At 62.0% G+C, this 22,975-nt stretch carries 19 protein-coding genes and 1 pseudogene; 10 read left to right on the top strand and 10 right to left on the bottom strand.

What is annotated here, in order from left to right; translation table 11 throughout:
• Positions 1-19 precede the first annotated feature (19 nt).
• From O987_RS08685 to ompA, 3 genes are all read right to left on the bottom strand, one after another.
• The gene (locus O987_RS08685; RefSeq protein ID WP_043371688.1) at positions 20-679 is read right to left on the bottom strand and encodes an HAD-IA family hydrolase; all 660 of its coding nucleotides are present in this window, start codon (positions 677-679) and stop codon (positions 20-22) included.
• Positions 680-684: 5 nt separating this feature from the next.
• Positions 685-1,398: a bifunctional 2-polyprenyl-6-hydroxyphenol methylase/3-demethylubiquinol 3-O-methyltransferase UbiG gene (gene ubiG / locus O987_RS08680; RefSeq protein WP_003057136.1), complete on the bottom strand. Its 714-nt coding sequence runs from the start codon at positions 1,396-1,398 to the stop codon at positions 685-687.
• Positions 1,399-1,482: 84 nt separating this feature from the next.
• Positions 1,483-2,130, bottom strand: coding sequence for an outer membrane protein OmpA (gene ompA, locus O987_RS08675; RefSeq protein ID WP_003057138.1), 648 nt, complete (start codon positions 2,128-2,130; stop codon positions 1,483-1,485).
• A 229-nt stretch (positions 2,131-2,359) separates the two neighbouring features.
• Here ompA and gyrA point away from each other — a divergent pair, with 229 nt between their 5' ends.
• The 9 genes from gyrA (at position 2,360) to lapB (ending at position 14,500) form a co-directional block, all read left to right on the top strand.
• The gene (gene gyrA / locus O987_RS08670) at positions 2,360-5,056 is read left to right on the top strand and encodes a DNA gyrase subunit A (protein ID WP_043371685.1); all 2,697 of its coding nucleotides are present in this window, start codon (positions 2,360-2,362) and stop codon (positions 5,054-5,056) included.
• Between the two features lie 128 nt (positions 5,057-5,184).
• Positions 5,185-6,294, top strand: a complete 1,110-nt coding sequence (serC, locus tag O987_RS08665) for a 3-phosphoserine/phosphohydroxythreonine transaminase (RefSeq protein ID WP_019043391.1) — start codon at positions 5,185-5,187, stop codon at positions 6,292-6,294.
• A gap of 122 nt (positions 6,295-6,416) precedes the next feature.
• Entirely contained in the window at positions 6,417-7,517 is a 1,101-nt protein-coding gene (gene pheA, locus O987_RS08660) for a prephenate dehydratase (RefSeq protein WP_003057141.1), read from the top strand.
• On the top strand, positions 7,517-8,413 hold the full coding sequence (locus O987_RS08655) for a prephenate dehydrogenase (RefSeq protein ID WP_003057142.1): 897 nt from the start codon (positions 7,517-7,519) through the stop codon (positions 8,411-8,413). Before pheA ends, O987_RS08655 begins: the two co-directional genes overlap by 1 nt.
• Before the next feature lie 106 nt (positions 8,414-8,519).
• Positions 8,520-10,592 (top strand): bifunctional 3-phosphoshikimate 1-carboxyvinyltransferase/cytidylate kinase, encoded by a 2,073-nt coding sequence (locus tag O987_RS08650; RefSeq protein ID WP_043371682.1) that lies wholly within the window; start codon positions 8,520-8,522, stop codon positions 10,590-10,592.
• Positions 10,593-10,790: 198 nt separating this feature from the next.
• Positions 10,791-12,473, top strand: coding sequence for a 30S ribosomal protein S1 (gene rpsA, locus O987_RS08645; RefSeq protein ID WP_003057144.1), 1,683 nt, complete (start codon positions 10,791-10,793; stop codon positions 12,471-12,473).
• Positions 12,474-12,582: 109 nt separating this feature from the next.
• Positions 12,583-12,906: an integration host factor subunit beta gene (locus O987_RS08640; RefSeq protein ID WP_043371680.1), complete on the top strand. Its 324-nt coding sequence runs from the start codon at positions 12,583-12,585 to the stop codon at positions 12,904-12,906.
• Between the two features lie 111 nt (positions 12,907-13,017).
• The gene (locus tag O987_RS08635) at positions 13,018-13,353 is read left to right on the top strand and encodes a LapA family protein (RefSeq protein WP_003057146.1); all 336 of its coding nucleotides are present in this window, start codon (positions 13,018-13,020) and stop codon (positions 13,351-13,353) included.
• The gene (gene lapB / locus O987_RS08630) at positions 13,343-14,500 is read left to right on the top strand and encodes a lipopolysaccharide assembly protein LapB (RefSeq protein ID WP_043371677.1); all 1,158 of its coding nucleotides are present in this window, start codon (positions 13,343-13,345) and stop codon (positions 14,498-14,500) included. The genes O987_RS08635 and lapB overlap by 11 nt, the downstream gene beginning before the upstream one ends.
• A gap of 62 nt (positions 14,501-14,562) precedes the next feature.
• Here lapB and O987_RS08625 read toward each other — a convergent pair whose 3' ends face one another.
• The 7 genes and pseudogenes from O987_RS08625 to O987_RS08595 all read right to left on the bottom strand — a co-directional run bounded on the left by O987_RS08625 (position 14,563) and on the right by O987_RS08595 (position 22,675).
• A complete protein-coding gene (locus O987_RS08625) occupies positions 14,563-15,756 on the bottom strand; it encodes an MFS transporter (RefSeq protein WP_003057149.1) in 1,194 nt (397 codons plus the stop codon).
• Complete coding sequence (rmuC, locus tag O987_RS08620; protein ID WP_003057150.1) at positions 15,753-17,363, bottom strand: DNA recombination protein RmuC; 1,611 nt, start codon at positions 17,361-17,363, stop codon at positions 15,753-15,755. The genes O987_RS08625 and rmuC overlap by 4 nt, the downstream gene beginning before the upstream one ends.
• A 278-nt stretch (positions 17,364-17,641) precedes the next feature.
• A complete protein-coding gene (locus tag O987_RS08615; RefSeq protein WP_003057151.1) occupies positions 17,642-18,049 on the bottom strand; it encodes a tautomerase family protein in 408 nt (135 codons plus the stop codon).
• A 139-nt stretch (positions 18,050-18,188) separates the two neighbouring features.
• A complete protein-coding gene (locus O987_RS08610; RefSeq protein ID WP_043371675.1) occupies positions 18,189-19,166 on the bottom strand; it encodes a 2-hydroxyacid dehydrogenase in 978 nt (325 codons plus the stop codon).
• Between the two features lie 62 nt (positions 19,167-19,228).
• Positions 19,229-20,648 (bottom strand): annotated as a pseudogene (locus O987_RS08605) (sodium:proton antiporter).
• An 81-nt stretch (positions 20,649-20,729) separates the two neighbouring features.
• Positions 20,730-21,965, bottom strand: coding sequence for a nicotinate phosphoribosyltransferase (gene pncB / locus O987_RS08600; RefSeq protein WP_003057154.1), 1,236 nt, complete (start codon positions 21,963-21,965; stop codon positions 20,730-20,732).
• Between the two features lie 230 nt (positions 21,966-22,195).
• Entirely contained in the window at positions 22,196-22,675 is a 480-nt protein-coding gene (locus O987_RS08595) for an acyl-CoA thioesterase (RefSeq protein ID WP_043371672.1), read from the bottom strand.
• Here O987_RS08595 and O987_RS08590 point away from each other — a divergent pair.
• Entirely contained in the window at positions 22,674-22,958 is a 285-nt protein-coding gene (locus tag O987_RS08590; protein ID WP_232536098.1) for a hypothetical protein, read from the top strand. The two genes, O987_RS08595 and O987_RS08590, sit on opposite strands and share 2 nt — an antisense overlap.
• Positions 22,959-22,975 lie beyond the last annotated feature (17 nt).

Genomic DNA, 22,975 nt, shown 5'->3' with positions numbered 1-22,975 from the left:
TTAGTTGCCTATTCTAGCCTCATCCCAGCAAGTTCAACAGCTCAAGGGGTGAATTGATATGCGCATCGGCACCCCAATGAGCCGTATCTGCTGTCGTTCCAAGGTAACCATAGCGTGCTGCTACGGTTTTCATACCCGCAGCGGCACCCGCCTGAATATCGCGCTCATCATCGCCGACATAGATGCAATGCTCGGGAGCGATCTGCATGCGTCGCGCGGCTTCAAACAGAGGCTCGGGGTGAGGCTTGGAATGCGGCGTTGTGTCCCCGCTCACCACGGCCGCAGCCTGAGCAAACAAGGGCATCTGACGCGTCAGCGGCTCGGTGAAGCGCATGGACTTGTTGGTCACCACCCCCCACAGCAACGAGCCAGCCTCCAAGGCCTGGATCAGCTCCGGCACACCCTCAAAAGCATAGGTGCGCTCGGTCATGCATTGCTCGTAATTGCGAAAGAACTCCTCACGCATTTCCGCAAAACCTGCAGACTCCGGCGTCATGCCGAACGCAATGCCCAGCATTCCGCGTGCCCCGGCTCCGGCCATATGGCGGTAGGCATTGAGCGGCAGCGAAGGCATGCCGCGATCCACACGCATCTTGTCCGCTGCCGCCCCCAGATCGGGAGCGCTGTCGATCAAGGTGCCATCCAGATCAAAAAGAACGGCTCTCACATGTCTCCACATGACTGTCACTCCTGAGGGCGGCGTGTTGCCAGCATGTAATTGACCGAGGTGTCATTGCTCAGCCAGTAGCGCCCCGAGATCGGGTTGTGCTCCATGCCCTTGGTGCCCTGGGCATCCAGGCCTGCTTCGCGCGCAAAGCGAGCCAGCTCGCTGGGGCGCAGCAGCTTGCCGTATTCATGCGTGCCCTTGGGGATCATCTTGAGCATGTATTCGGCAGCCACGATCGCCAGCGCAAATGCCTTGGCATTGCGGTTGATGGTGGAAAAGAACACCCAGCCACCAGGTTTGACCAACTGAGCACAGGCCCGCACGATGGATGCGGGATCGGGCACATGCTCCAGCATTTCCATGCAGGTCACCACATCAAAGCTGGCCGGCTGCTCCTGCGCCAGCTGCTCGACGCTGACCTCATGGTACTGAATATTGGGCGTGCCCGTTTCCAGAGCATGCAACTGCGCCACGCGCAAAGCCTTGGTTGCCAGGTCGATACCCACCACCTTGGCTCCTTTGCGCGCCATGGAGTCTGCCAGAATGCCGCCGCCGCAACCCACATCCAGCACACGCTGGTTCGCCAGGGGCGCCTGGGCGTTGATCCAATCCAGTCTCAGGGGGTTGATCTGATGCAGTGGCTTGAATTCACTCTCGGGATCCCACCAGCGATGGGCCAGGCTGGAGAATTTTTCCAGTTCTGCCGGGTCGGCATTGATAGTGTTGCTCATGCCGCCATTGTCCGCGATTACCACGATGGATCGGGCATAAAAAAAGCCCCGTTGCCGGGGCTTTTTTGTGTAGCAATCGAAAGATTACTGAGCAGCCTTGGTGCCCACAACTTCGATTTCCACGCGACGGTTTTGAGCGCGACCAGCAGCAGTGGCGTTGCTTGCCACGGGTTGCTTCTTGCCCTTGCCTTCGGTGTACACGCGGCTCTTTTCGATGCCCTTGGACACCAGGTAAGCCTTCACAGCTTCAGCGCGACGCACCGACAGCTTCTGGTTGTAAGCATCGGAACCGATGGAGTCGGTGTGACCCACGGCGATGATGACTTCCAGGTTGATGTCCTTGATCTTGCCGGTCAGGTCATCCAGCTTGGCCTTGCCTGCGGGCTTCAGCACAGACTTGTCGAAGTCGAAGAAAGCGTCAGCAGAGTAGGTAACCTTGGATGCCACTGCAGGCTGGGGAGCCACAGGAGCGGGAGGCACAACGGCGGGAGCAGGAGCTGCAGTGACCTGGGCCTTCAGAGCACCGTCGCAATCAACAGCGGCAGTAGCAGGAGTCCAGTTGGCATCGCGCCAGCACAATTCGTTCGTGCCGTTCTTCCACACCAGTTCGCTGGTGCCGTTTTGCCAGTTGTCGATAGTCTTGCCACCGTCAGCAGCCTTCACTTGTGCGCCAGCGGCTGTCACGAGGGCAGCAGAGGCAAACAACATCGCCACTTTGTTCAGTTTCTTCATGGTTCTCCTCTTGGGGAAAAAGCCGCAGCAGGGCTGCGAATCTGTGGACGTCATCAGTGACCATCACCAAAAACGTTGAAATGATTGTGCCATACGTAACATGCAAGAGTGTTGTCAACTAGGCACCAACAAGTAGGACAGCTATGTAATTCCTCAGTTATGTTGCTCTGCTGCCACACGCCATTCGACCTAAAATGGCTATTTTCCAGCCGTCAAAGTATCACTAGACATGACCCAGTTTGCTAAAGAAACTCTGCCCATCAGCCTTGAAGAGGAGATGCGTCGCAGTTATCTCGATTACGCCATGAGCGTGATCGTGGGCCGGGCGCTTCCTGATGCGCGTGACGGCCTCAAGCCCGTGCATCGCCGCGTTCTGTACGCCATGCACGAACTCAATAACGACTGGAACCGCCCCTACAAGAAGTCGGCGCGTATCGTCGGTGACGTGATCGGTAAGTACCACCCTCACGGCGACAGCGCGGTCTATGACACCATCGTGCGCATGGCGCAGGACTTCTCGCTGCGCCACATGCTGGTCGATGGTCAGGGCAACTTCGGCTCGGTGGACGGCGATAGTGCCGCCGCCATGCGTTACACCGAAATCCGCCTGTCCAAGATCGCTCATGAAATGCTGGGCGACATCGACAAGGAGACCGTGGACTTCGGCCCCAACTACGACGGCTCCGAGAGCGAGCCACTCGTGCTGCCCAGCCGCCTGCCCAACCTGCTGGTCAACGGCTCCTCGGGCATTGCCGTGGGCATGGCCACGAACATTCCGCCGCACAACCTCAACGAGGTGGTGGACGGCTGCCTGCATTTGCTGCAGAACCCCGATGCCTCGATTGACGAGCTGATGGAGATCATTCCCGCGCCGGACTTCCCCACGGCCGGCATCATCTACGGCATCAACGGCGTCAAGGAAGGCTATCGCACGGGGCGCGGGCGCGTAGTGATGCGTGCCAAGTGCCACTTCGAGGATATCGACAAGGGCCAGCGCCAGTCCATCATCGTTGACGAGCTGCCCTACCAGGTCAACAAGAAGACGCTGCAGGAGCGCATGGCCGAGCTGGTGCACGAAAAGAAGATCGAGGGCATCAGCCATATCCAGGACGAGTCGGACAAGTCCGGCATGCGCCTGGTGATCGAATTGAAGCGCGGCGAAGTGCCCGAGGTGGTCCTCAACAACCTCTACAAGCTGACCCAGCTGCAAGACACCTTCGGCATGAACATGGTGGCGCTGGTCAACGGCCAGCCCAAGCTCTGCAATCTGAAGGATCTGATCCAGGTCTTCCTGGAGCACCGCCGCGAAGTGGTGACCCGCCGCACCGTGTTTGAGCTGCGCAAGGCGCGCGACCGCGGCCATGTACTGGAAGGTCTCGCCGTCGCGCTGGCCAATATCGACGACTTCATCGCCATCATCCGCAACGCTCCCACACCTCCCGTGGCCAAGGCGGCGCTGATGGAAAAATCCTGGGACAGCAAGCTGGTGCGCGAGATGCTCACCCGCACGCGCACCGACGGCGGTGTGGTCAATGCCGACGACTACCGCCCCGAAGGCCTGGAAGTCGAATTCGGCATGCAGGGCAACGGCCTGTACCGCCTGTCCGAAACCCAGGCCCAGGAAATTCTGCAGATGCGTCTGCAGCGCCTGACCGGCCTGGAGCAAGACAAGATCGTGGCCGAGTACAAGGACATCATGTCGGTCATCGAAGACCTGCTGGACATCCTGGCCAAGCCCGAGCGCGTCTCCATCATCATTGGCGAAGAACTCAACGCCGTGAAGGCCGAGTTCGGTCAGTCCAAGAAGGGCGAGCGTCGTTCCACCGTCGAGTACAGCGCGCAAGACCTGTCCACCGAAGATCTGATCACGCCCACCGACATGGTGGTGACGCTCTCGCACACCGGCTACATCAAGAGCCAGCCCCTGTCCGAGTACCGCTCGCAAAAGCGCGGCGGCCGCGGCAAGCAGGCCACGGCCACCAAGGAAGACGACTGGATCGACCAGCTCTTCATCGCCAACACGCACGACTATCTGCTGTGCTTCTCCAACCGTGGCCGCATGTACTGGCTCAAGGTCTGGGAAGTGCCCTCGGGCTCGCGCGGCTCGCGTGGTCGCCCCATCGTCAACATGTTCCCGCTGCAGGACGGCGAGAAGATCAACGTGGTGCTGCCGCTGACCGGCGAAAACCGCAGCTTCCCCGAAGATCACTACGTCTTCATGGCCACCAGCATGGGCACCGTCAAGAAGACGGCGCTGACCGAGTTCAGCAACCCGCGCAAGGCCGGCATCATTGCAGTGGGCCTGGACGAAGGCGACTACCTGATCGGCGCCGCGCTGACCGACGGCAAGCATGATGTGATGCTGTTCAGCGACGGCGGCAAGGCAGTGCGCTTTGACGAGAACGATGTGCGCCCCATGGGCCGCAATGCGCGCGGCGTGCGCGGCATGAACATCGAGGAGCATCAGAACGTGATCGCCATGCTGGTCGCCGAGGCCGACGACGGCACGGGCAATGTGGTGGCGGGCTCGCAAAGCGTGCTGACCGCCACCGAAAACGGCTACGGCAAGCGCACGGCCATCAGCGAATATACGCGCCACGGCCGCGGCACCAAGGGCATGATTGCAATCCAGCAGTCCGAGCGCAACGGCAAGGTGGTGGCCGCCACCCTGGTGGCGCCCGAGGACGAGATCATGCTGATCACCGACACCGGCGTGCTGGTGCGTACCCGGGTGGCGGAAATCCGCGAGCTGGGCCGTGCCACGCAGGGCGTGACGCTGATCAATCTGGACGCCGGCGCCAAGCTCATCGGCCTGCAGCGCATCGTCGAAAATGATGCGAACGACGGTGCCGGCGAGGACGGCGAAGCCGAAGACTCCGGCAGCGCCGCTGCCGAAGGCCCAGCCGAGTCCGGCGACGCATCCTGATCGGCCAGCCCCGGCGGCCCCGATACGGACAGGACGCCACGGGCATGATCCATGCCCGTGGCCCAATGTTTTGATAGCTGAAAGCGCAAGCTAGACAAGCGCTTTCACATGTTTTGAGCGTAAATCTGATGAACCGCCCTTTTAACTTCTCCGCAGGCCCCGCCGCCATCCCTGAAGAAGTGCTGCAAACCGCAGCCGCCGAAATGCTGGACTGGCACGGCTCCGGCATGGGGGTGATGGAAATGAGCCACCGCGGCAAGGAATTCATCAGCATCTACGAAGCCGCCGAAGCCGATCTGCGCGAGCTGCTGGCCGTGCCCGCCCACTTCAAGATCCTGTTCATGCAAGGCGGCGGCATTGCCGAAAACGCCATCGTGCCCATGAATCTGTCGCGCGCCGGCGTGGTGGACTTTGTGGTGACCGGCAGCTGGAGTCAGAAGTCGGCCAAGGAAGCCGCCAAGTACGCCAGCGATGCCAATGTGGCCGCCACCGCCAAGGACAGCAACTACACCACGATTCCCGCCGCCAGCAGCTGGAATCTGAGCCGCGGCGCCAGCTACGTGCACATCTGCAGCAACGAGACCATTCACGGCGTGGAGTTCCACGAGCTGCCCGACCTCCAGGCCCTGGGCTCGGATGCGCCCCTGGTCATCGACTTCTCCTCGCATGTGGCCTCGCGCTCCATCGACTGGAGCCGCGTGGGCCTGGCCTTTGGCGGCGCGCAGAAGAACATCGGCCCCGCAGGCCTGACCATCGTCATCGTGCGCGAAGACCTGCTCGGCCATGCCCTGCCCGTCTGCCCCTCGGCGTTTGATTACAAAACCGTGGCCGACAACGGCAGCATGTACAACACGCCTCCCACCTGGGGCATCTACATGGCCGGCCTGACCTTCCAGTGGCTCAAGCGCCAGACGGAAGGCAGCCTCAGCGGCGTGGCAGCCATGGAAGCGCGCAACATCGCCAAGGCCAAGCTGTTCTATGACTATGTGGACCAGTCCTCGTTCTATGTGAACAAGGTGGCCGCGAACTGCCGCTCGCGCATGAACATTCCGTTCTTCCTTCATGATGAGTCGCGCAACGACGCCTTCCTGGCCGGCGCCAAGCAAGCCGGCCTGCTGCAGCTCAAGGGCCACAAGTCCGTGGGCGGCATGCGCGCCAGCATCTACAACGCCATGCCCATCGAAGGCGTGCAGGCGCTGGTCGACTACATGCGGGACTTCGAGCAACGTCAGGCCTGAGCCCCGCCTTTAGCCTTGTAAAAAGATGAGCTGCCGGCGCTTTATCTGCAAGCACTTCAACAAGGTTTTGGCCTGAAATCCTTGTGCAACTTGCGTCAGCAGCTACGAAATTTGAGAGATTCATGAGCCAAGAACCCCAAGCCAGCCCCGAGCTGTTGTCGCTGCGCAACCAGATCGACTCCCTGGACCGCCAGTTGCTGGAGCTGGTCAACCAGCGCGCCCATGTGGCCGAGCAGGTGGGCGAGCTCAAGAAGAAGGAAGGCTCGGCCTTCTTCCGCCCGGACCGCGTGGCCCAGGTGATCGAGAAGATCAAGTCCAACAACCCCGGCCCGCTCAAGGGCGCGCATGTGGCCGCCATCTGGCGCGAGATCATGTCGGCCTGCCTGGCGCTGGAATCCCCCCAGCGCGTGGCCGTGCTCGGCCCTGCCGGCACCTTCTGCGAGGAAGCGGCGATCCAGTACTTCGGCGGCGCGGCCGACCTGATGTACTGCAACAGCTTCGAGGAAGTCTTTCATGCCACGGCCGCCGGCAGCGCCCAGTACGGCGTGGTGGGCGTGGAGAACTCCAACGAGGGCGTGGTCACGCGCTCGCTGGACATGTTCCTGCACACGCCCTGCCATGTGGTGGGCGAGGTCAGCATGCTGATCCGCCACAACCTGATGCGCACCAGCAATACGCTGGACGGCATCGAAGTCGTAGCCGCCCACCCCCAGGCTCTGGCCCAGTGCCAGGGCTGGCTGTCCAAGCATCTGCCCCATGCCGAACGTCGCCCAGTGGAGAGCAATGCCGAAGGCGCGCGCCTGGCGGCCCTGCACCCCAACTGGGCCGGCATTGCCGGCGAACGTGCCGCCCAGCAGTTCGGCCTGCACATCGTCAGCCACGCGATCCAGGACGATGCCTACAACCGCACGCGTTTCGCCGTCATCTGCCTGCCGCACACCCTGGCCACGGCCGCGCCCAGCGGCAGCGACTGCACCAGCCTGGTGGTCTCGGTGCCCAACACCGCCGGCGCCGTGCATGACCTGCTGGTGCCGCTGAAGAGGCATGGCGTCTCGATGACGCGCTTCGAGTCGCGTCCGGCCCGCACCGGCCAATGGGAGTATTACTTCTACATCGACATCGAAGGCCACCCGGCCCAGGCCAATGTGGCCGCCGCCCTGCAGGAGCTGCAGGGCCTGTGCGCGTTCTACAAGGTACTGGGCACCTACCCGGTGAGCAAGTGATGGCAGCTCAGGAATTGCAGCCGTTCGAGCAGCTCGGCTTGATCGGCTGCGGATTGATGGGCGGCTCCTTCGCTCTGGCACTCAAGAAGGCCGGCCTGGTCAGGCGCGTGGTGGGCTACAGCAAATCGCCCTCGACCACCGAACGCGCCCGCCAGATGGGCGTGATCGACGTGGAGGCACCTTCCGCCCTGCTGGCGGCTGCCGGCGCCGATCTGGTGCTGCTGGCCGTGCCCGTGGCGGCCACCGAGGCCACACTCAAGTCCATCAAGCATCTGGTCACACCCCAGATGATGATCATGGACGTAGGATCCACCAAGGTCGATGTGGTGCAGGCCGCACGTTCGGCGCTGCGCGACCAGATCGGCAGCTTTGTGCCCGCCCACCCCATCACCGGCAAGGAAGTGGCCGGCGTGGAACACGCCGATGTCAAGCTCTACCAAGGCGCCCAGGTCGTGCTGACCCCGACGGAGCGCACGCTGACTGCGCATCTGGCCAAGGCCCAGGCGCTGTGGCAGGCCCTCGGATGCAAGGTCACAGCCATGTCGCCCGAGGCCCATGACAGCGCACTCGCCACCGTCAGCCACCTGCCCCATCTGCTGGCATTTGCCATGATGCAAAGCGTACTGAACCAACCCGGTGCCGACGATATGCTGGCGCTGGCCGGGCCCGGCTTTCGCGATTTCACGCGCATCGGTGCAGGCGACCCCAAGCTCTGGCGCGATGTGCTGCTGGCCAACCGCGATCAGGTGCTGACCCAGTCGCGCCAGTTCCGCCAGGCGCTGGAGCAGCTCGAAGGGCTGATGCAGGCCAACGACGGCCAGGGCCTGCAGGATCGCCTGACCCTGGCCAGCGCCGCGCGCGCCGAATGGACCATGGGCGGCAAGCGAGGCTCTTAAACTAGCGGCGTCGATCTATTCACCCAACCGCCACAGACACCGGGAAACGCCCGCCGCGCAGCCCGGTGTCGAAGCAGCCAGGCTGCGCAGGGGTTACGAGAGTTTTATGTTCACCACCGAATTTCTGGATCTGCCCGCACTGGACTCCGCCAATGGCACCGTCAGCCTGCCCGGCTCCAAGAGCATCTCCAATCGCGTGCTGCTGCTGGCCGCGCTGAGCCAGGGCACCACCACCATTCACGACCTGCTGGATTCGGATGACACCCGCGTCATGCTGGCCGGACTCAAGCAACTGGGCTGCAGCATCAGCCCGGACGTCGTCACCCCCGGCCGGGCCATTGAGGTCACAGGCATCGGCGGTCAGCTGCCGGCCGGCACTGCGGCCACGCTATTCCTGGGCAATGCCGGTACGGCCATGCGCCCGCTGACTGCGGCGCTGTCGGTGCTGGGAGGCGACTTCGAGATGACCGGCGTGCCGCGGATGTACGAACGCCCGATCGGCGACCTGGTCGACGCGCTGCGCCAGCTGGGCTGCAAGATCGACTATCTGAAGGACGAAGGCTTTCCGCCCCTGAAGATCGGCCAGCCCGACTTCAGCCAGCTGGGCACCGACTCCATCAAGGTGCGCGGCGATGTCTCCAGCCAGTTCCTGACCTCGCTGCTGATGGCCCTGCCCCTGCTGGCCAATGTCCCCGGGGCACAGCGCGACATCTCCATCGAGGTGGTGGGCGAGCTGATCTCCAGGCCCTATATCCACATCACGCTGGAGCTGCTGGCGCGCTTCGGCATTGCCGTGAAGAACGACCGCTGGCAGCGCTTCGTGATCCCCGCTGGCAGCCACTACCAGTCGCCCGGCGCCATCCATGTGGAGGCCGACGCCTCGTCGGCCAGCTACTTCATCGCGCTGGGCGCGATTGCCACCGGCACCACCGATGACGCCGATGCCGACAACGCGCCGCAACCCAAGAGCATCCGCATTCTGGGTGTAGGCCAGGACTCAATCCAGGGCGATATCCGCTTCATCGAGGCCGCCCAGGCCATGGGCGCCCGGACCGAAAGCGGCCCCAACTGGCTGCAGGTCAGCCGTGGCAGCTGGCCTCTGAAAGCCATCGACCTCGATTGCAACCATATTCCCGACGCGGCCATGACGCTGGGCACCATGGCGCTGTATGCCGACGGCGTGACCACGCTGCGCAACATCGCCAGCTGGCGCGTCAAGGAAACCGACCGCATTGCCGCCATGGCGATCGAGCTGCGCAAGCTCGGCGCCTCGGTAGAAGAAGGTGCGGACTACATCCGCATCACTCCCCCGGCCGGCAAGGCCGCCTGGAAAGCAGCCAGCATCCACACCTATGACGACCACCGCGTCGCCATGTGCTTCTCTCTGGCGGCCTTCAACCCGGCCAAGCTGCCCGTGCGCATCGAAGACCCCAAATGCGTGGCCAAGACCTTTCCCGACTATTTCGAGGCACTGTTCTCCGTCAGCGAAGCTGAGCGCGAGCATGTTCCCGTGATCTGCATCGACGGGCCCACGGCCTCCGGCAAGGGCACGATTGCCGCAGAAGTCGCCAGGGCCCTGGGCTACCAGCTGCTGGACTCCGGCGCGCTGTATCGCATCACCGGCCTGGCCGCATCGCGTGCCGGCATGACGCTTGACGAATCGAACGAGGAAACCATTGCCGAAATGGCGCTGGACATGCCCGTGCGCTTCGATGCGCAGCAGCGTGTATGGCTCGGCGACGAGGACATCAGCCTGGCCATTCGCAGCGAAGAAGCCGGCATGAACGCCTCGCGCGTCTCGGCCCTGCCCGCCGTGCGCACCGCGCTGGTGGATCTGCAGCTGTCCTTCCAGGCTCTGCCGGGACTGGTGGCCGACGGCCGCGACATGGGTACGGTCATCTTCCCCCACGCCCCGCTCAAGGTCTATTTGTCGGCATCTGCCCAGTGCCGCGCGGAGCGCCGATATAAACAGTTGATTTCCAAAGGAATTTCAGCTAATATGTCCACCCTTTTGGCAGACCTTGAGGCAAGAGACGCGCGCGACATGAATCGCGCCACCGCTCCGCTCAAGCCCGCCGAGGATTCTTTGCAGCTCGACAGCTCCGAAATGACCATTGAAGAAGTGGTTGCCCAGGTGCTGTCGTGGTGGCAGGAACGCCAGCCGTTTGGCCGCTCTTGAGACTTCGGCTTGAAGTTTTCGAGGCAGCCCCGCATCTGGCTTGTTGGCCCTTGATGCCAGGCTTTCGCAGACCGCGAACCGGCAGCAAGGTTGTTAACCTTTAACCCCGTGGGCCCAAAAACCCACAACCTCCGCAATCAGTCTTAAAAACGCTTGGCAATGGTGCCGGCGGAAACCTGGTTGCGGGCAAGGAACTACATGTCTGAATCTTTTGCCGCCCTTTTTGAAGAGTCGTTGACACGCACCGAAATGCGTCCTGGCGAAGTTATCACCGCTGAAGTCGTGCGCGTTGAGCACAACTTCGTGGTGGTGAACGCCGGCCTGAAGTCGGAAGCCTACGTGCCCCTCGACGAGTTCAAGAACGACCAGGGCGAAGTCGAAGTCCAAGTGGGTGACTTCGTGTCCGTGGCCATCGGCTCCATCGAAAACGGCTACGGCGACACCATCCTGTCCCGTGACACCGCCAAGCGTCTGGCTTCCTGGCTGTCGCTGGAAAAGGCTCTGGAATCCGGCGAATTCGTGACCGGCACCACTTCCGGCAAGGTCAAGGGCGGCCTGACCGTTCTGGTCAACGGCATCCGCGCTTTCCTGCCCGGTTCGCTGATCGACACACGTCCGATCAAGGACCTGACTCCCTACGAAAACAAGACCCTGGAATTCAAGGTCATCAAGCTGGATCGCAAGCGCAACAACGTGGTGCTGTCGCGCCGCGCTGTGGTGGAAGCTTCCATGGGCGAAGAGCGCGCCAAGCTGATGGAAACCCTGAAGGAAGGCGCTATCGTTCAGGGCGTGGTCAAGAACATCACCGAATACGGTGCGTTCGTGGACCTGGGCGGTATCGACGGCCTGCTGCACATCACCGACATGGCATGGCGCCGTGTGCGTCACCCCTCCGAAGTGGTGACTGCTGGTCAGGAAATCACTGCCAAGATCCTGAAGTTCGACACCGAAAAGAACCGCGTGTCCCTGGGTCTGAAGCAAATGGGCGACGATCCCTGGATGGGCGTGGCTCGCCGCTACCCCTCCGCTACCCGTCTGTTCGGCAAGGTCACCAACATTGCTGACTACGGCGCATTCGTGGAACTGGAACCCGGCATCGAAGGCCTGGTGCACGTTTCCGAAATGGACTGGACCAACAAGAACATTGCTCCCACCAAGCTCGTGTCCCTGGGCGACGAAGTGGAAGTCATGGTTCTGGAAATCGACGAAGACAAGCGTCGCATCTCCCTGGGCATGAAGCAGTGCAAGGCTAACCCCTGGCAAGAATTCGCCCAGAACACCAAGCGCGGCGACCGCGTGAAGGGCCCCATCAAGTCCATCACCGACTTCGGCGTGTTCGTGGGTCTGGCTGCCGGTATCGACGGCCTGGTGCACCTGTCTGACCTGTCGTGGAACGAAGCCGGCGAAGCCGCTGTTCGTAACTACAAGAAGGGTCAAGAAGTCGAAGCCATCGTGCTGGCCGTGGACGTTGAGCGCGAGCGCATCTCCCTGGGCATCAAGCAGCTGGACAGCGATCCCTTCACGACCTTCGTGACCGTGAACGACAAGGGCCAAGTTGTGACCGGCAAGGTCAAGACTGTGGACGCCAAGGGCGCTGAAATCGACCTGGGCGAAGACATCATCGGCTACCTGCGCGCTTCCGAAATCTCGCAAGACCGCGTGGAAGATGCTCGTTCCGTCCTGAAGGAAGGCGACGAAGTGACTGCCGTGGTGGTGAACGTGGATCGCAAGAGCCGCAACATCCAGCTGTCCATCAAGCAAAAGGATCACGCTGAACAGCAAGTCGCCATGGCTTCCCTGTCGGCTCAGTCCTCCAAGGAAAACGCTGGTACCACCAGCCTGGGCGCTCTGCTGCGCGCCAAGCTGGACGCTGACAAGTAAATCTTGCATCAGCCGGTCAGCCAGCTCGCCTGACTGACCGCCAAGCGTCAAAGACAACGGGCGCCCTGTGCGCCCGTTGTTGTTTTCAACCTAGAGCCTCCGTCACCCGATGACCCGATCCGATCTCGTCGAAGAACTTGCCGCCCAATTTGGCCAACTCAACCAACGTGATGCCGAGCAGGCCGTCAAAACCATTCTGGATGCCGTCAGCGATGCCCTGGTGCGCGGTCACCGTATTGAAATTCGCGGCTTTGGCAGCTTTGCCATCAATCACCGCCAGCCCCGCATAGGCCGCAACCCCCGCTCGGGCGAGTCCGTTCAGGTTCCTTCCAAGCGCGTTCCTCATTTCAAGCCCGGCAAGGCGCTGCGCGAAGCCGTGGACAATCTCAAGGCCGACGACTCCTCTGCGGCACAGCAGCCCAAGATCGCCTGATTTCCGCAGGCACTGCCAGTGCAGCCCGAGGCTGACCCTTCAGTCTGTTTGCCAGCCCGCACATAGGCTGGCCTAAAATCTTCCCGTCACACAAGGCGCATAAAGGGAAGCATGAAATACCTGCTGTGGCTGCTCAAGGCAGCCATTTTTTTCACTCTGTTCGCATTCGCGCTCAACAACCAGCAAGACGCCACCGTGCATTTCTTCTTTGGCACGGCCTGGACGGCACCTCTGGTGCTGGTGGTGCTGGCGGCTTTTGCGCTGGGCCTTTTTGTCGGGGTGCTGGGCATGGTGCCGCGCTGGCTCAAGCATCGCAGCGCAGCGCGCGAAGCACAGGCCACTCAACAGGCACCGAACACCGCAGCCAACGCCACCAGTGCAGCACCTGCGGTGAAGGAACAGAACTCTTCTTCGATCATTGCGCCGGGCGACGTGCATGGAATTTAATCTGACTTGGATTTTGCTGGGCCTGCCTGCGGCCTTTGTGCTGGGCTGGCTGGCATCCCGCTGGGATTTGCGCCAGGTGCGTGCCGACAACCGCCAGGCTCCCAAGGCATACTTCAAAGGCCTGAATTTTCTGCTCAACGAGCAGCAGGACAAGGCCATCGATGCCTTTATCGAGGCCGTACAGAACGACCCCGACACCACCGAACTGCACTTTGCACTGGGCAATCTGTTCCGCCGCCGCGGCGAATACAACCGTGCGGTGCGCGTCCACGAGCATCTGCTCAGCCGCGCCGACCTCACCCGCCCCGACCGGGACCGTGCCCAGCATGCACTGGCACAGGACCTTCTCAAGGCCGGCCTGCTGGACCGCGCCGAGGAGGCTCTGAACCGCCTGGAAGGCACGCAGTACGAAGGCGAGGCACGCCTGGCACTGCTGGCCATTTACGAGCGCTCGCGCGACTGGGCCCAGGCAGCGGCCATCGTGCGCAAGATGCAGGCCGCAGGCCAGGGAGACTTCAGCACCCGCCTGGCCCACTATCTTTGTGAAGATGCGCAATCCCAGGTGGCCCATGGCCAGCTCGACAAGGCTTTTGCGCAGCTGCAGCAGGCCCTGGAGACTGCGCCGCAAGCTCCGCGCCCCCGACTGGAGCTGGCCCAGCTCCAGCATCGCCAGGGCCGGTCCGAGCAGGCTTTGTCCAGCCTTCAGGCGCTGGCGCAGAACAGCCCCGCAGCCCTGCCCCTGGCCGCCAGCCTGCTGGTGGAAGTGGCCGAAGCAACGGGCGCGCTCGCCGAGGCTCGCGATCTGCTGCTCAAGCACTATGCGCAGGCACCCTCGCTGGACCTGCTGCAGGCACTGGTCGCAGTCGATCAGAAAAGCGGAGATGCAGAAGCCCCCGGCCGCCAGCGCCTGGTGCAGCATCTGGAGCATGAGTCGTCCCTGGTAGCGGCCGCTCAATGGCTGGAAGGCGAGACCCTGACCGAAGAGCAGTACCATGCCACCGTGCAAAAGGCACTGAACCATGCCACCAAACCCCTGACCCGCTACCGCTGTGCGGCCTGTGGCTTTGAAGCCCGCACCCATTTCTGGCATTGCCCCGGCTGCCAGAGCTGGGATAGCTACCCGGCACGCAGGGTCGAAGAGCTGTAAGCACTTCCCGAAGAAAAAAGAGCGCCCTGGGCGCTCTTTTTTAATGCACGTGACCGACCCGGTTAATGGCCGCCCCACTCATCGGCCGGCATATCCTGCTTGCCGATCAGCCAGGGCAGGCGCGAGGACACGCCGACCAGCGCCCCCACCGCCCAGAACAGGGCCGAGACACCGACCACCGTGCCGAGCGAGCCGAACAGCACCGGCATCAGCACGCTGGAGCCGTTGATGGCCATCATGCGCAATCCCAGCGCCTCACCATGACGCTCGGGTGGCGTGATCTGATGAATCATGCTCATCACCATGGGCTGCACCGATCCCAGCACCACGCCCAGCAAGACCGAACAGGCGCCCATGCTCCAGGCGCCGGGCATGAAGGGGTAGGCGATGAACAGGGCGCAGGCGGCAACCATGGCGCCCAGCACCACTTGCGATTCGGCCATATGGCGCGTGATGATGGGCATCAACAGGCGGATCACGGCCGCTGCAATCGCAAAAGCCCCCAGGATGCTGCCGATCACCGAGGCAGGCAGTCCGCGTTCATGACCCAGAATGGGCACGACAAAGGTATGCACATCCCAGCAAGAGGAAAGCGCCCAGTTCAGCAGCAACAAGCGCCTGAAGCCCCGGTTCTGCACCAGATCCCAGGCCGTTGCCTTCTGGTTCGCGCTCTCGGCCTGCAGCGCCGGCAGCTCCTGCACCGTTCTCGCCCAGAACCAGGCCGCCAGAGGCATCAGGGTCAGCAGCAGGAAGGCGGCCCTGAAGCCCGTGGTGCTGGCCGCTTCTGCGCCTGCATAGTCGATCAGCAGCCCGGCCGCAAACGGTCCCAGAAAGTTGGAAATGGCTGGGCCAATCGCCAGCCAGCTGAAGACCTTGCGCAGCTCGTCCTTGTTGTGTGCCATGCGCCCCACATGGCGCTGCAGGGCGATGAGCGCCATGCCGGCTGCGCCGCCCGTCAGCAAAGCGCTCAGACACAGCACCGGATAGATCGGGAACAGCACGGCCACTCCCGCTCCGGAACAGGCGGCCACCACACTGATAATGAGCGGGCGCTTGAGCCCGTGACGGTCTGCGTAGCGCCCGGCGGGCAGCGACAGAAACACCTGGGTCAGTGCAAACAGCGCCAGCAGCATGCCGACCGCGGCTGCGCTATAGCCCTCCTTGAGCGCCAAAAGCGGCGTGGCCATGCGCATTCCGGTCATGGTGCCGTGGATACAGACTTGCGCAAGGATCAGGCGCAGCAGGGCTGCATTCATTCTTCGTCCTCGCTGGCGCTCTGATCGCCTCCAGGCGATGTGGCCGGAAACAGGGGCTGCTCCTGCCCGGCTTCATTCGGCAGCTCCTGCACATTGCGCAAGTGGCGCTGAATGGCGCGCGTGCGCACACCCACCTGATCGAACTTGCGCGCAGCGGCATCGATGGACTTGCGCGTGGCCTCGACCACCTCGCCGAACTTGCCGAACTCGGTCTTGACCTGACCGAGCACACCCCAGACTTCGGACGAGCGCTTCTCGATCGCCAGCGTCTTGAAGCCCATCTGCAGGCTGCTGAGCATGGCGGCCAGATTCGCGGGACCGGTAATCACGATGCGATGCTCGTTCTGCAGCGCCTCGACCAACCCCGGACGCCGCAGTACCTCGGCAAACAGGCCCTCGCTGGGCAGATACATGACGGCGAAGTCCGTGGTGTGCGGCGGCGCGACATACTTGCTCGCAATCTTTCTGGCTTCGCCGCGAATCGATGTCTCGAAGGCATTGCCTGCCGCGACAATGCCCACGCGATCCGCGCTGTCCTGGGCATCCTGCAGGCGCTGGTAATGCTCGACCGGATATTTGGCATCAATGGGCAGCCATACGGGTTGATCGTCGTTGCGCCCCGGCAGCCGGATGGCGAACTCGACCAGTTCATCGCTGTCAGGCACGGTCTTGACGTTTCTGGCGTACTGCTCTGGCGTGAGCACATTGTCGATGATGCTGCCCAGCTGCAGCTCGCCCCAGGTGCCACGCGACTTCACATTGGTCATCACGCGCTTCAGATCGCCTACGCTGCCCGCCAGGGTCTGCATCTCGCCCAGCCCCTTGTGCACCTGCTCCAGCCGGTCGCTGACCAGCTTGAAGGATTCGCCAAGACGCTGCTCCAGCGTGGCATGCAGTTTTTCATCGACGGTGCGGCGCATCTCGTCGAGCTTGAGGGCGTTGTCGCTCTGAATCGTGGCCAGGCGCTCGTTGAGCGTCGCACGCAGCTGCTCGGCCGTGGTCTGCTGGCCCTGCGTCAGCGCAGCCAGCTGCTGGCTCACCGCGTCCTGCAACACGGCAAACTGATGGCGCAGCTGCTCGCCATTGCTGCCCAGCTGATCCTTGAGCGCAGCCCCCATATTGGTACTCATATGCGTGAGCTGGTGCTGGATATCACCCTTGAGCGAGTCCAGCGTGCCACGTGTGGTCTCGGCCAGTGCCTCGAAGCGCTGCTGGACATGGACGGCCTGCTCTGCACTGCTTTGGGCCAGTGCCGCGCGAGCTTGCTGGCTGTCGCCCGTCAGCCGCAGCGCAAGCTGAGCCACCTCTTCACGAAAGGAAGCCAGCGCCACCGCCTGCTCGCGCCGCGCGGCCAGCGCATCCTGCTGGGTCTGGGCCAGCTGGGTCTGCACATGCTGGGTGACACGGTCCAGGGCACCCTCACTCTTGGCCACCGTCATCTGGGTGCTCTGGCTGCTGCGCTCCAGCTGCTGCAGCCTGACATCCAGCGCCTGCAATCCCTGCAGCAGCTGGGCTTGCAGCCTCATCGCATCAGGACCAAGAGCCAGCTGCGTCTGACGGCGCAGCCCCTGCAGCCACCACAGCAGCACCAGGAGCAGGGCCACCATCAATGCGGCCACCGCCGCCAACCCAAGCCACCACGTAGTCACTGTCTTGCCACGCCTTTCACACTCTTGTTTTCATAGCTGGAAGCGCTCTCGAGCAAAGCGCTACGGGCTGTTTTGCATTGAAAATTCGCAACAGGCATTGCAGACTGAAGTTTGCAAGCACTAGCGCGCAGGCAAATTATCAGCCCTCAGAGCCACGAAAAATCCAATGCTGACAAAAGTGCTGCTCCCGGTTGCAGCCTTGGCGACAGCGAGGCTGCAACCGGTTGACGCAAGAATCAGGCGTCGGGGCCGACCTGCTGGGCAATGGCCATGGCGAACTTGCCACCGCCCACCGACCAGTCGGAATAGTCGTTTTCGTGCGTGAAGATGAACACGTCGCTGGGGGCCACACCCGCATCTTTTTCCAGATTGGCTGCGATATGGGCGTAGAGGGAACGCTTCATGGCATCGCTGCGGCCACGACGCATGGTGATCTCCACCACCACCACACGATCCGAGCGCTGGTAGCCGTTGAAGGTGCGGCTGAAAAAGAACTTCTGCTCGTCATAGTCGTCAACCATGTTGAACAACTCATCGGCAGGCATGCCGATGCCGTCGATCAGGGCCTGATGAATCCCGTTGACGATGGCCTGGCGCTGGGCGGGCGTGGTGTCCTTGTGGACGCTGGTGCGGATAAAAGGCATTGCTGTCTCGCTTGAAATAAGAAAAGCCCGCTGCGCGTTCACACGCCATGCGGGCAGAAATTATCAAAGCCGAAAAAGCGCTCAGATCACGCATCCGCCCTCAAACTGATGTGACGAGAGCCGACCTAATGGAGACGCATCAGCCAAGCTGATTGACGGGTGTCAACGGCCCCTTGCCGGCCAGAAAGGAGATCAGATTGTCCGCTGCCAGAGCGGCCATGGCCGTACGCGTGCCCTTGGTCGCGCTGGCGATATGGGGTGTCAGCACCACATTCGGCACCGTCAGCAGCTCGGGATGCACGGCCGGCTCGCCTTCGAACACATCCAGCCCCGCTGCGGCAATGCGCCCGTCTTTCAGCGCCTGGGCCAGGGCCGCATCATCCACGATGCCGCCACGTGCAATATTGATCAGCGTGGCCGTGGGCTTCATCAGGGCCATTTCTGCCGCACCTATGGTGTGGCGGTTCTCGGGGGTGAACGGCAGCACCAGCATCAGGTGATCCGCACGTTCGAGCAACTCCTGCTTGCCGACATAGCTGGCCTTGCACTCGGCTTCCAGTCCAGCATCCAGACGCGAGCGATTGTGATAGATCACCTCCATGCCGAAGCCGTAGGCCGCACGACGCGCAATTGCCTGACCGATGCGGCCCATGCCCAGAATGCCCAGCGTGCTGCCATGCACCTCGGCGCCGGCAAACAGGTCGTAATGCCAATCCTTCCAGAGCCCGGCACGCAGATAGTGCTCGCTCTCGGTAATGCGGCGCGCCGTGGCCATCAGCAAGGCAAAGCCGAAATCGGCCGTGGTCTCGGTCAGCACATCGGGGGCATTCGTGCCCTGCACGCCTGCGGCCGTCATCGCGGGCACGTCGAAATTGTTGTAGCCCACCGCCATATTGGCCACGATCTTGAGCTGCGGACAGGCGGCCAGCAACTCGGCATCGATGCGCTGCGAGCCCGTGGTCAGCACGCCATCCTTGCCCTGCAACTGCTGTGCTAGCTCAGCTGGAGACCAGACCACATCGTCCTGATTGGACTGCACTTCAAAGTGCTGCTGCAGCCGCTGCACCACCTCGGGTGAAATGGCACGGGCGATCAGAATGCGAGGCTTGTTGCTCATCGTTGTTTCCTCTTCAAGTGATGGGTGATGGCAGCACTACTGCCAGGCCGCGCTTTCACGGCCTATAGAAACCAGATCCAGGTGATCAGCACCAGCAGCGGCACCAGCACGCAGACCGACCAGAGCATGTAGCCGAAAAAGCCCGGCATCTTCACGCCGCGATCTTCAGCAATCGCCTTGACCATGAGATTGGGCGCATTGCCGATATAGGTATTGGCGCCCATGAACACGGCACCGGCAGAGATGGCGGTCAGCGTCAGCGCCATCTCGGTCATGAGGTGCGCGGGGTCGCCTCCGGCGGTATTGAAGAACACCAGATAGGTCGGAGCATTGTCGAGGAAGGAAGACAGCAGGCCCGTGGCCCAGAAATACATGGCTGGGTTGGGCGTGCCATCGGCATTGGTCACGGCTCGTACCACGGCACCGAACGGCCCCTCGGCACCCGCCTTGAGCATGGCAATGACGGGAATGATGGTCAGGAAGATACCTGCGAACAGCTTGGCCACTTCCTGCATGGGCCCCCAGCCGAACTCGTTGGCCCGGTGCACGCGGGCTGGCGTGAGCTTGAGCGACAGCAGCGCCACGGCCAGCAGGCCCAGATCGCGCACAAGACCAGGCAGACCGACATGGGTGCCGGCAATCTCGAAGCCAGCAGGAGTGCGCCAGATGCCGCTGACCAGCACCAGAGCTACCACCACTATCAGCAGCACAAAGTTCACGCGGCCTTCAAAGCCCAGGCGGCTGCGAGCGCCGGTCGCGTCCATGCTGGGCGTGGGATCGGGCAGATCGGTCTCGCCCTTATGCCCCATCAGCCTGTGATCCAGCACATAGAAGACGGCGAGCAGCGCCAGCGTGAGGAACAACATCGGGCCCCAGATGTGGCTCACCGTCCAGAAGAAGTCCACCCCCTTCAGAAATCCCAGGAACAGCGGCGGATCTCCGAGCGGCGTCAGAGCCCCCCCCGGCATTGGAGACGATAAAGATGAAGAACACCACCACATGGGCCTGATGACGGCGGTTGTCGTTGGCGCGCAGCAAGGGGCGGATCAGCAGCATGGAAGCTCCTGTCGTGCCCATGAAGCTGGCCAGTAGTGCTCCAATGGCCAGAATGGCGGTATTCAGTCCCGGCGAGCCGCGCAGATTGCCTCGCACATAGATGCCGCCAGCCACCGTGTACAAGGCGGTCAGCAGGATCACGAACGGCAGATACTCGGCCAGCAGGGCATGCACCAGATTCATGCCCGCCGCGCCCAAGCCGTAGACCAGCGCAAAAGGCAACAGGAAGGCCAGCGCCCAGCCGGCGGTGACCTTGCCGAAATGGTGATGCCAGAATTGCGGCAGCAGCAGCGGCATCAGCGCAATCGACAGCAACATGCCCACAAACGGTATGCCCCAGGCGACGGACATGGCCGCGCCATTGATCTCTGCGGCTCGCGCAGCGCCCACCGCCAGCGTCAGAAACGCGGCAGCTGCGGCCTTCATCCAAGATTTGCTGATCAAACGCCCATCCTCCCTGATTCTGGCCCTGCAGCCGGCGCGGCTGCCGCCTCTGATTCCTGATTTTTAAGCCGGCGCGACCGGCTCCGGCGGCGCAATGCTGAACACCTGACGCAGATAGGCCAGATATTTTTCATCGTCACACATGCTCTTGCCCGGCGTGTCCGAGAGCTTGGCTACCGGCTGCCCGTTGCAGCGTGTCATCTTGATCACGATCTGCAAGGGCATATGCTCGGGAGGATTTCCCAGATCGTTGGTCAGATTGGTGCCGATGCCGAACGCCAACTGGCAGCGACCGTTGAAGCGCTCGAACAGCCCGATAGTTTTGGGGATCGTCAGTCCGTCGCTGAAGATCAGCACCTTGCTCAGCGGATCGATCTTGTTGGCCTTGTAATGCGCGATCAGGCGTTCACCCCAGTCAAACGGGTCGCCGCTGTCATGGCGCGCGCCGTCAAACAGCTTGCAGAAGTACAGATCGAAATCACGCAGAAAGGCCGACATGCCATAGACGTCGGACAGCGCAATGCCCAGATCGCCCCGGTACTCGCGCGCCCAGGACTCGAAGCCGAAGATCTGACTGTCGCGCAGGCGTGGGCCCAGCGACTGGCAGGCCTGCAGATATTCGTGGGCCAAGGTCCCCAGCGGGATCAGGCCCAGCTTCATCGCATACAGCACATTGCTGGTGCCCGCCAGTTGCCCCTTGCGCTGGCCGTTGACCCGCGCCGTCCCCGAATGACCCAGCCTGGCGCAAAGCACCCGCAGAACCTCTTCATGCCAGGCCCTGGAAAAGCGCCTGCGAGTGCCGTAATCGGCAATCTTGAGCGACTCCAGGCCAGGCGCCTGCAGCAGCTCGATCTTCTCGTCCAGACGCTTGCGCCCTTCCAGGAAGTTGGGCACGGGCTGGGTATTGCGGAAATACACCTCGTTGACGATGGCCAGCACCGGGATCTCGAAGAGGATGGTGTGCAGCCAAGGGCCCTGGATGGTGATGTCGATCTCGCCGCTGGCCAGGGGCGTGACCGTGATGTATTTGTCGTTGAGCTGGAACAGGCTCAGGAAATCGACAAAATCGCTCTTGATGAAACGCAGCGAACTCAGATAGGCCAGCTCGGCATCCTGAAAGCGCAGCTTGCACAGAGAACGGATCTCTTCGCGAATTTCATTGACGTACGGAGCCAGCTGCACGCCAGGGTTGCGGCATTTGAAGCGGTACTCCACCTGCGCGCCCGGAAACTGATGCAGCACCACCTGCATCATCGTGAATTTGTACAGGTCGGTGTCTAGCAGACTGGTGATGATCATGGACGACGGTGGGCCTGGCGGTCCGTTCAGTCATGGAACAAGGCTGGCTCAAAACACAGGCTAAGCCAGCCTCAACATAGACTGACGAGTGTAGGCGATTCCACACCCTGTACCGTGGTCGCTGCCCCTAAGTGCTTCGTGCCGATGCCGGCTTTGCAAGCGCCGCCGGATACCCGATTCAAATCGCCCTTGAACGCTTGACAGGCATACGCAAGAAGCTATCTTTTTTACTATTCGCCAACCGGCTCTGCAGGCAGCAGCGGCTGCAGGGCCGCACGCAAGGCCTGGGGCAAGGCCACGGGCCGACGCGACTGTCTGTCGACATAGACATGTACAAAATGCCCGGCAGCAGCCGACTGGCTCTCGCCCTCAGCAAACAGCCCCACCTCGTAGCGCACGCTGGAGCTGCCCAGATGGGCCACGCGAATGCCTGCCTGTACCCGCTGCGGAAAAGCCAGCGAGGCAAAGTAATTGCACTGCGTCTCTATGACCAGGCCGATCGTCTGGCCTTCATGGATATCCAGCGCGCCCTGCTCTATCAGATAGGCGTTGACCGCAGTATCGAACCAGCTGTAGTAGATGACGTTGTTCACATGACCGTAGACATCGTTATCCGACCAGCGCGTGCTGATGTCGCGAAACACAGGATAGGAGTCACGCGCCTGTGGCTGGGCGCGCAAGGGTTTGCCATGGTCGGAGGATGCAGTCATGCAGCCATTGTGCAGAGGAGCCCAGGCGCCGCCAGCACCACCGCGACAGGGCCTGGAAGTCACTGCTCGCCAACACATGACGCAGCGCATCAAAAAACACAGCTATGGATTTTTTTTGTCAGTTATCAGACATAACAAAGTTTTTAAAAATCAAATACTTATCGAAAACAAAGAGTCATCAATCTTTTTGCTGCAACGCAACAAATTAAAGCTTGCATTGCTGCAAATTCTCTTTCACAATGCACTCATGCTGCACTGCAACATAGAACTGGCTCAGAGCTAGCGGCCATGTCAGAGCAG

The sequence above is a fragment of the Comamonas testosteroni TK102 genome, assembly GCF_000739375.1.
Classification (GTDB): domain Bacteria; phylum Pseudomonadota; class Gammaproteobacteria; order Burkholderiales; family Burkholderiaceae_C; genus Comamonas; species Comamonas brasiliensis.
Note: the sequence above shows the minus strand (reverse complement) of the source record. Positions and strands in the feature narration are given on the sequence as shown.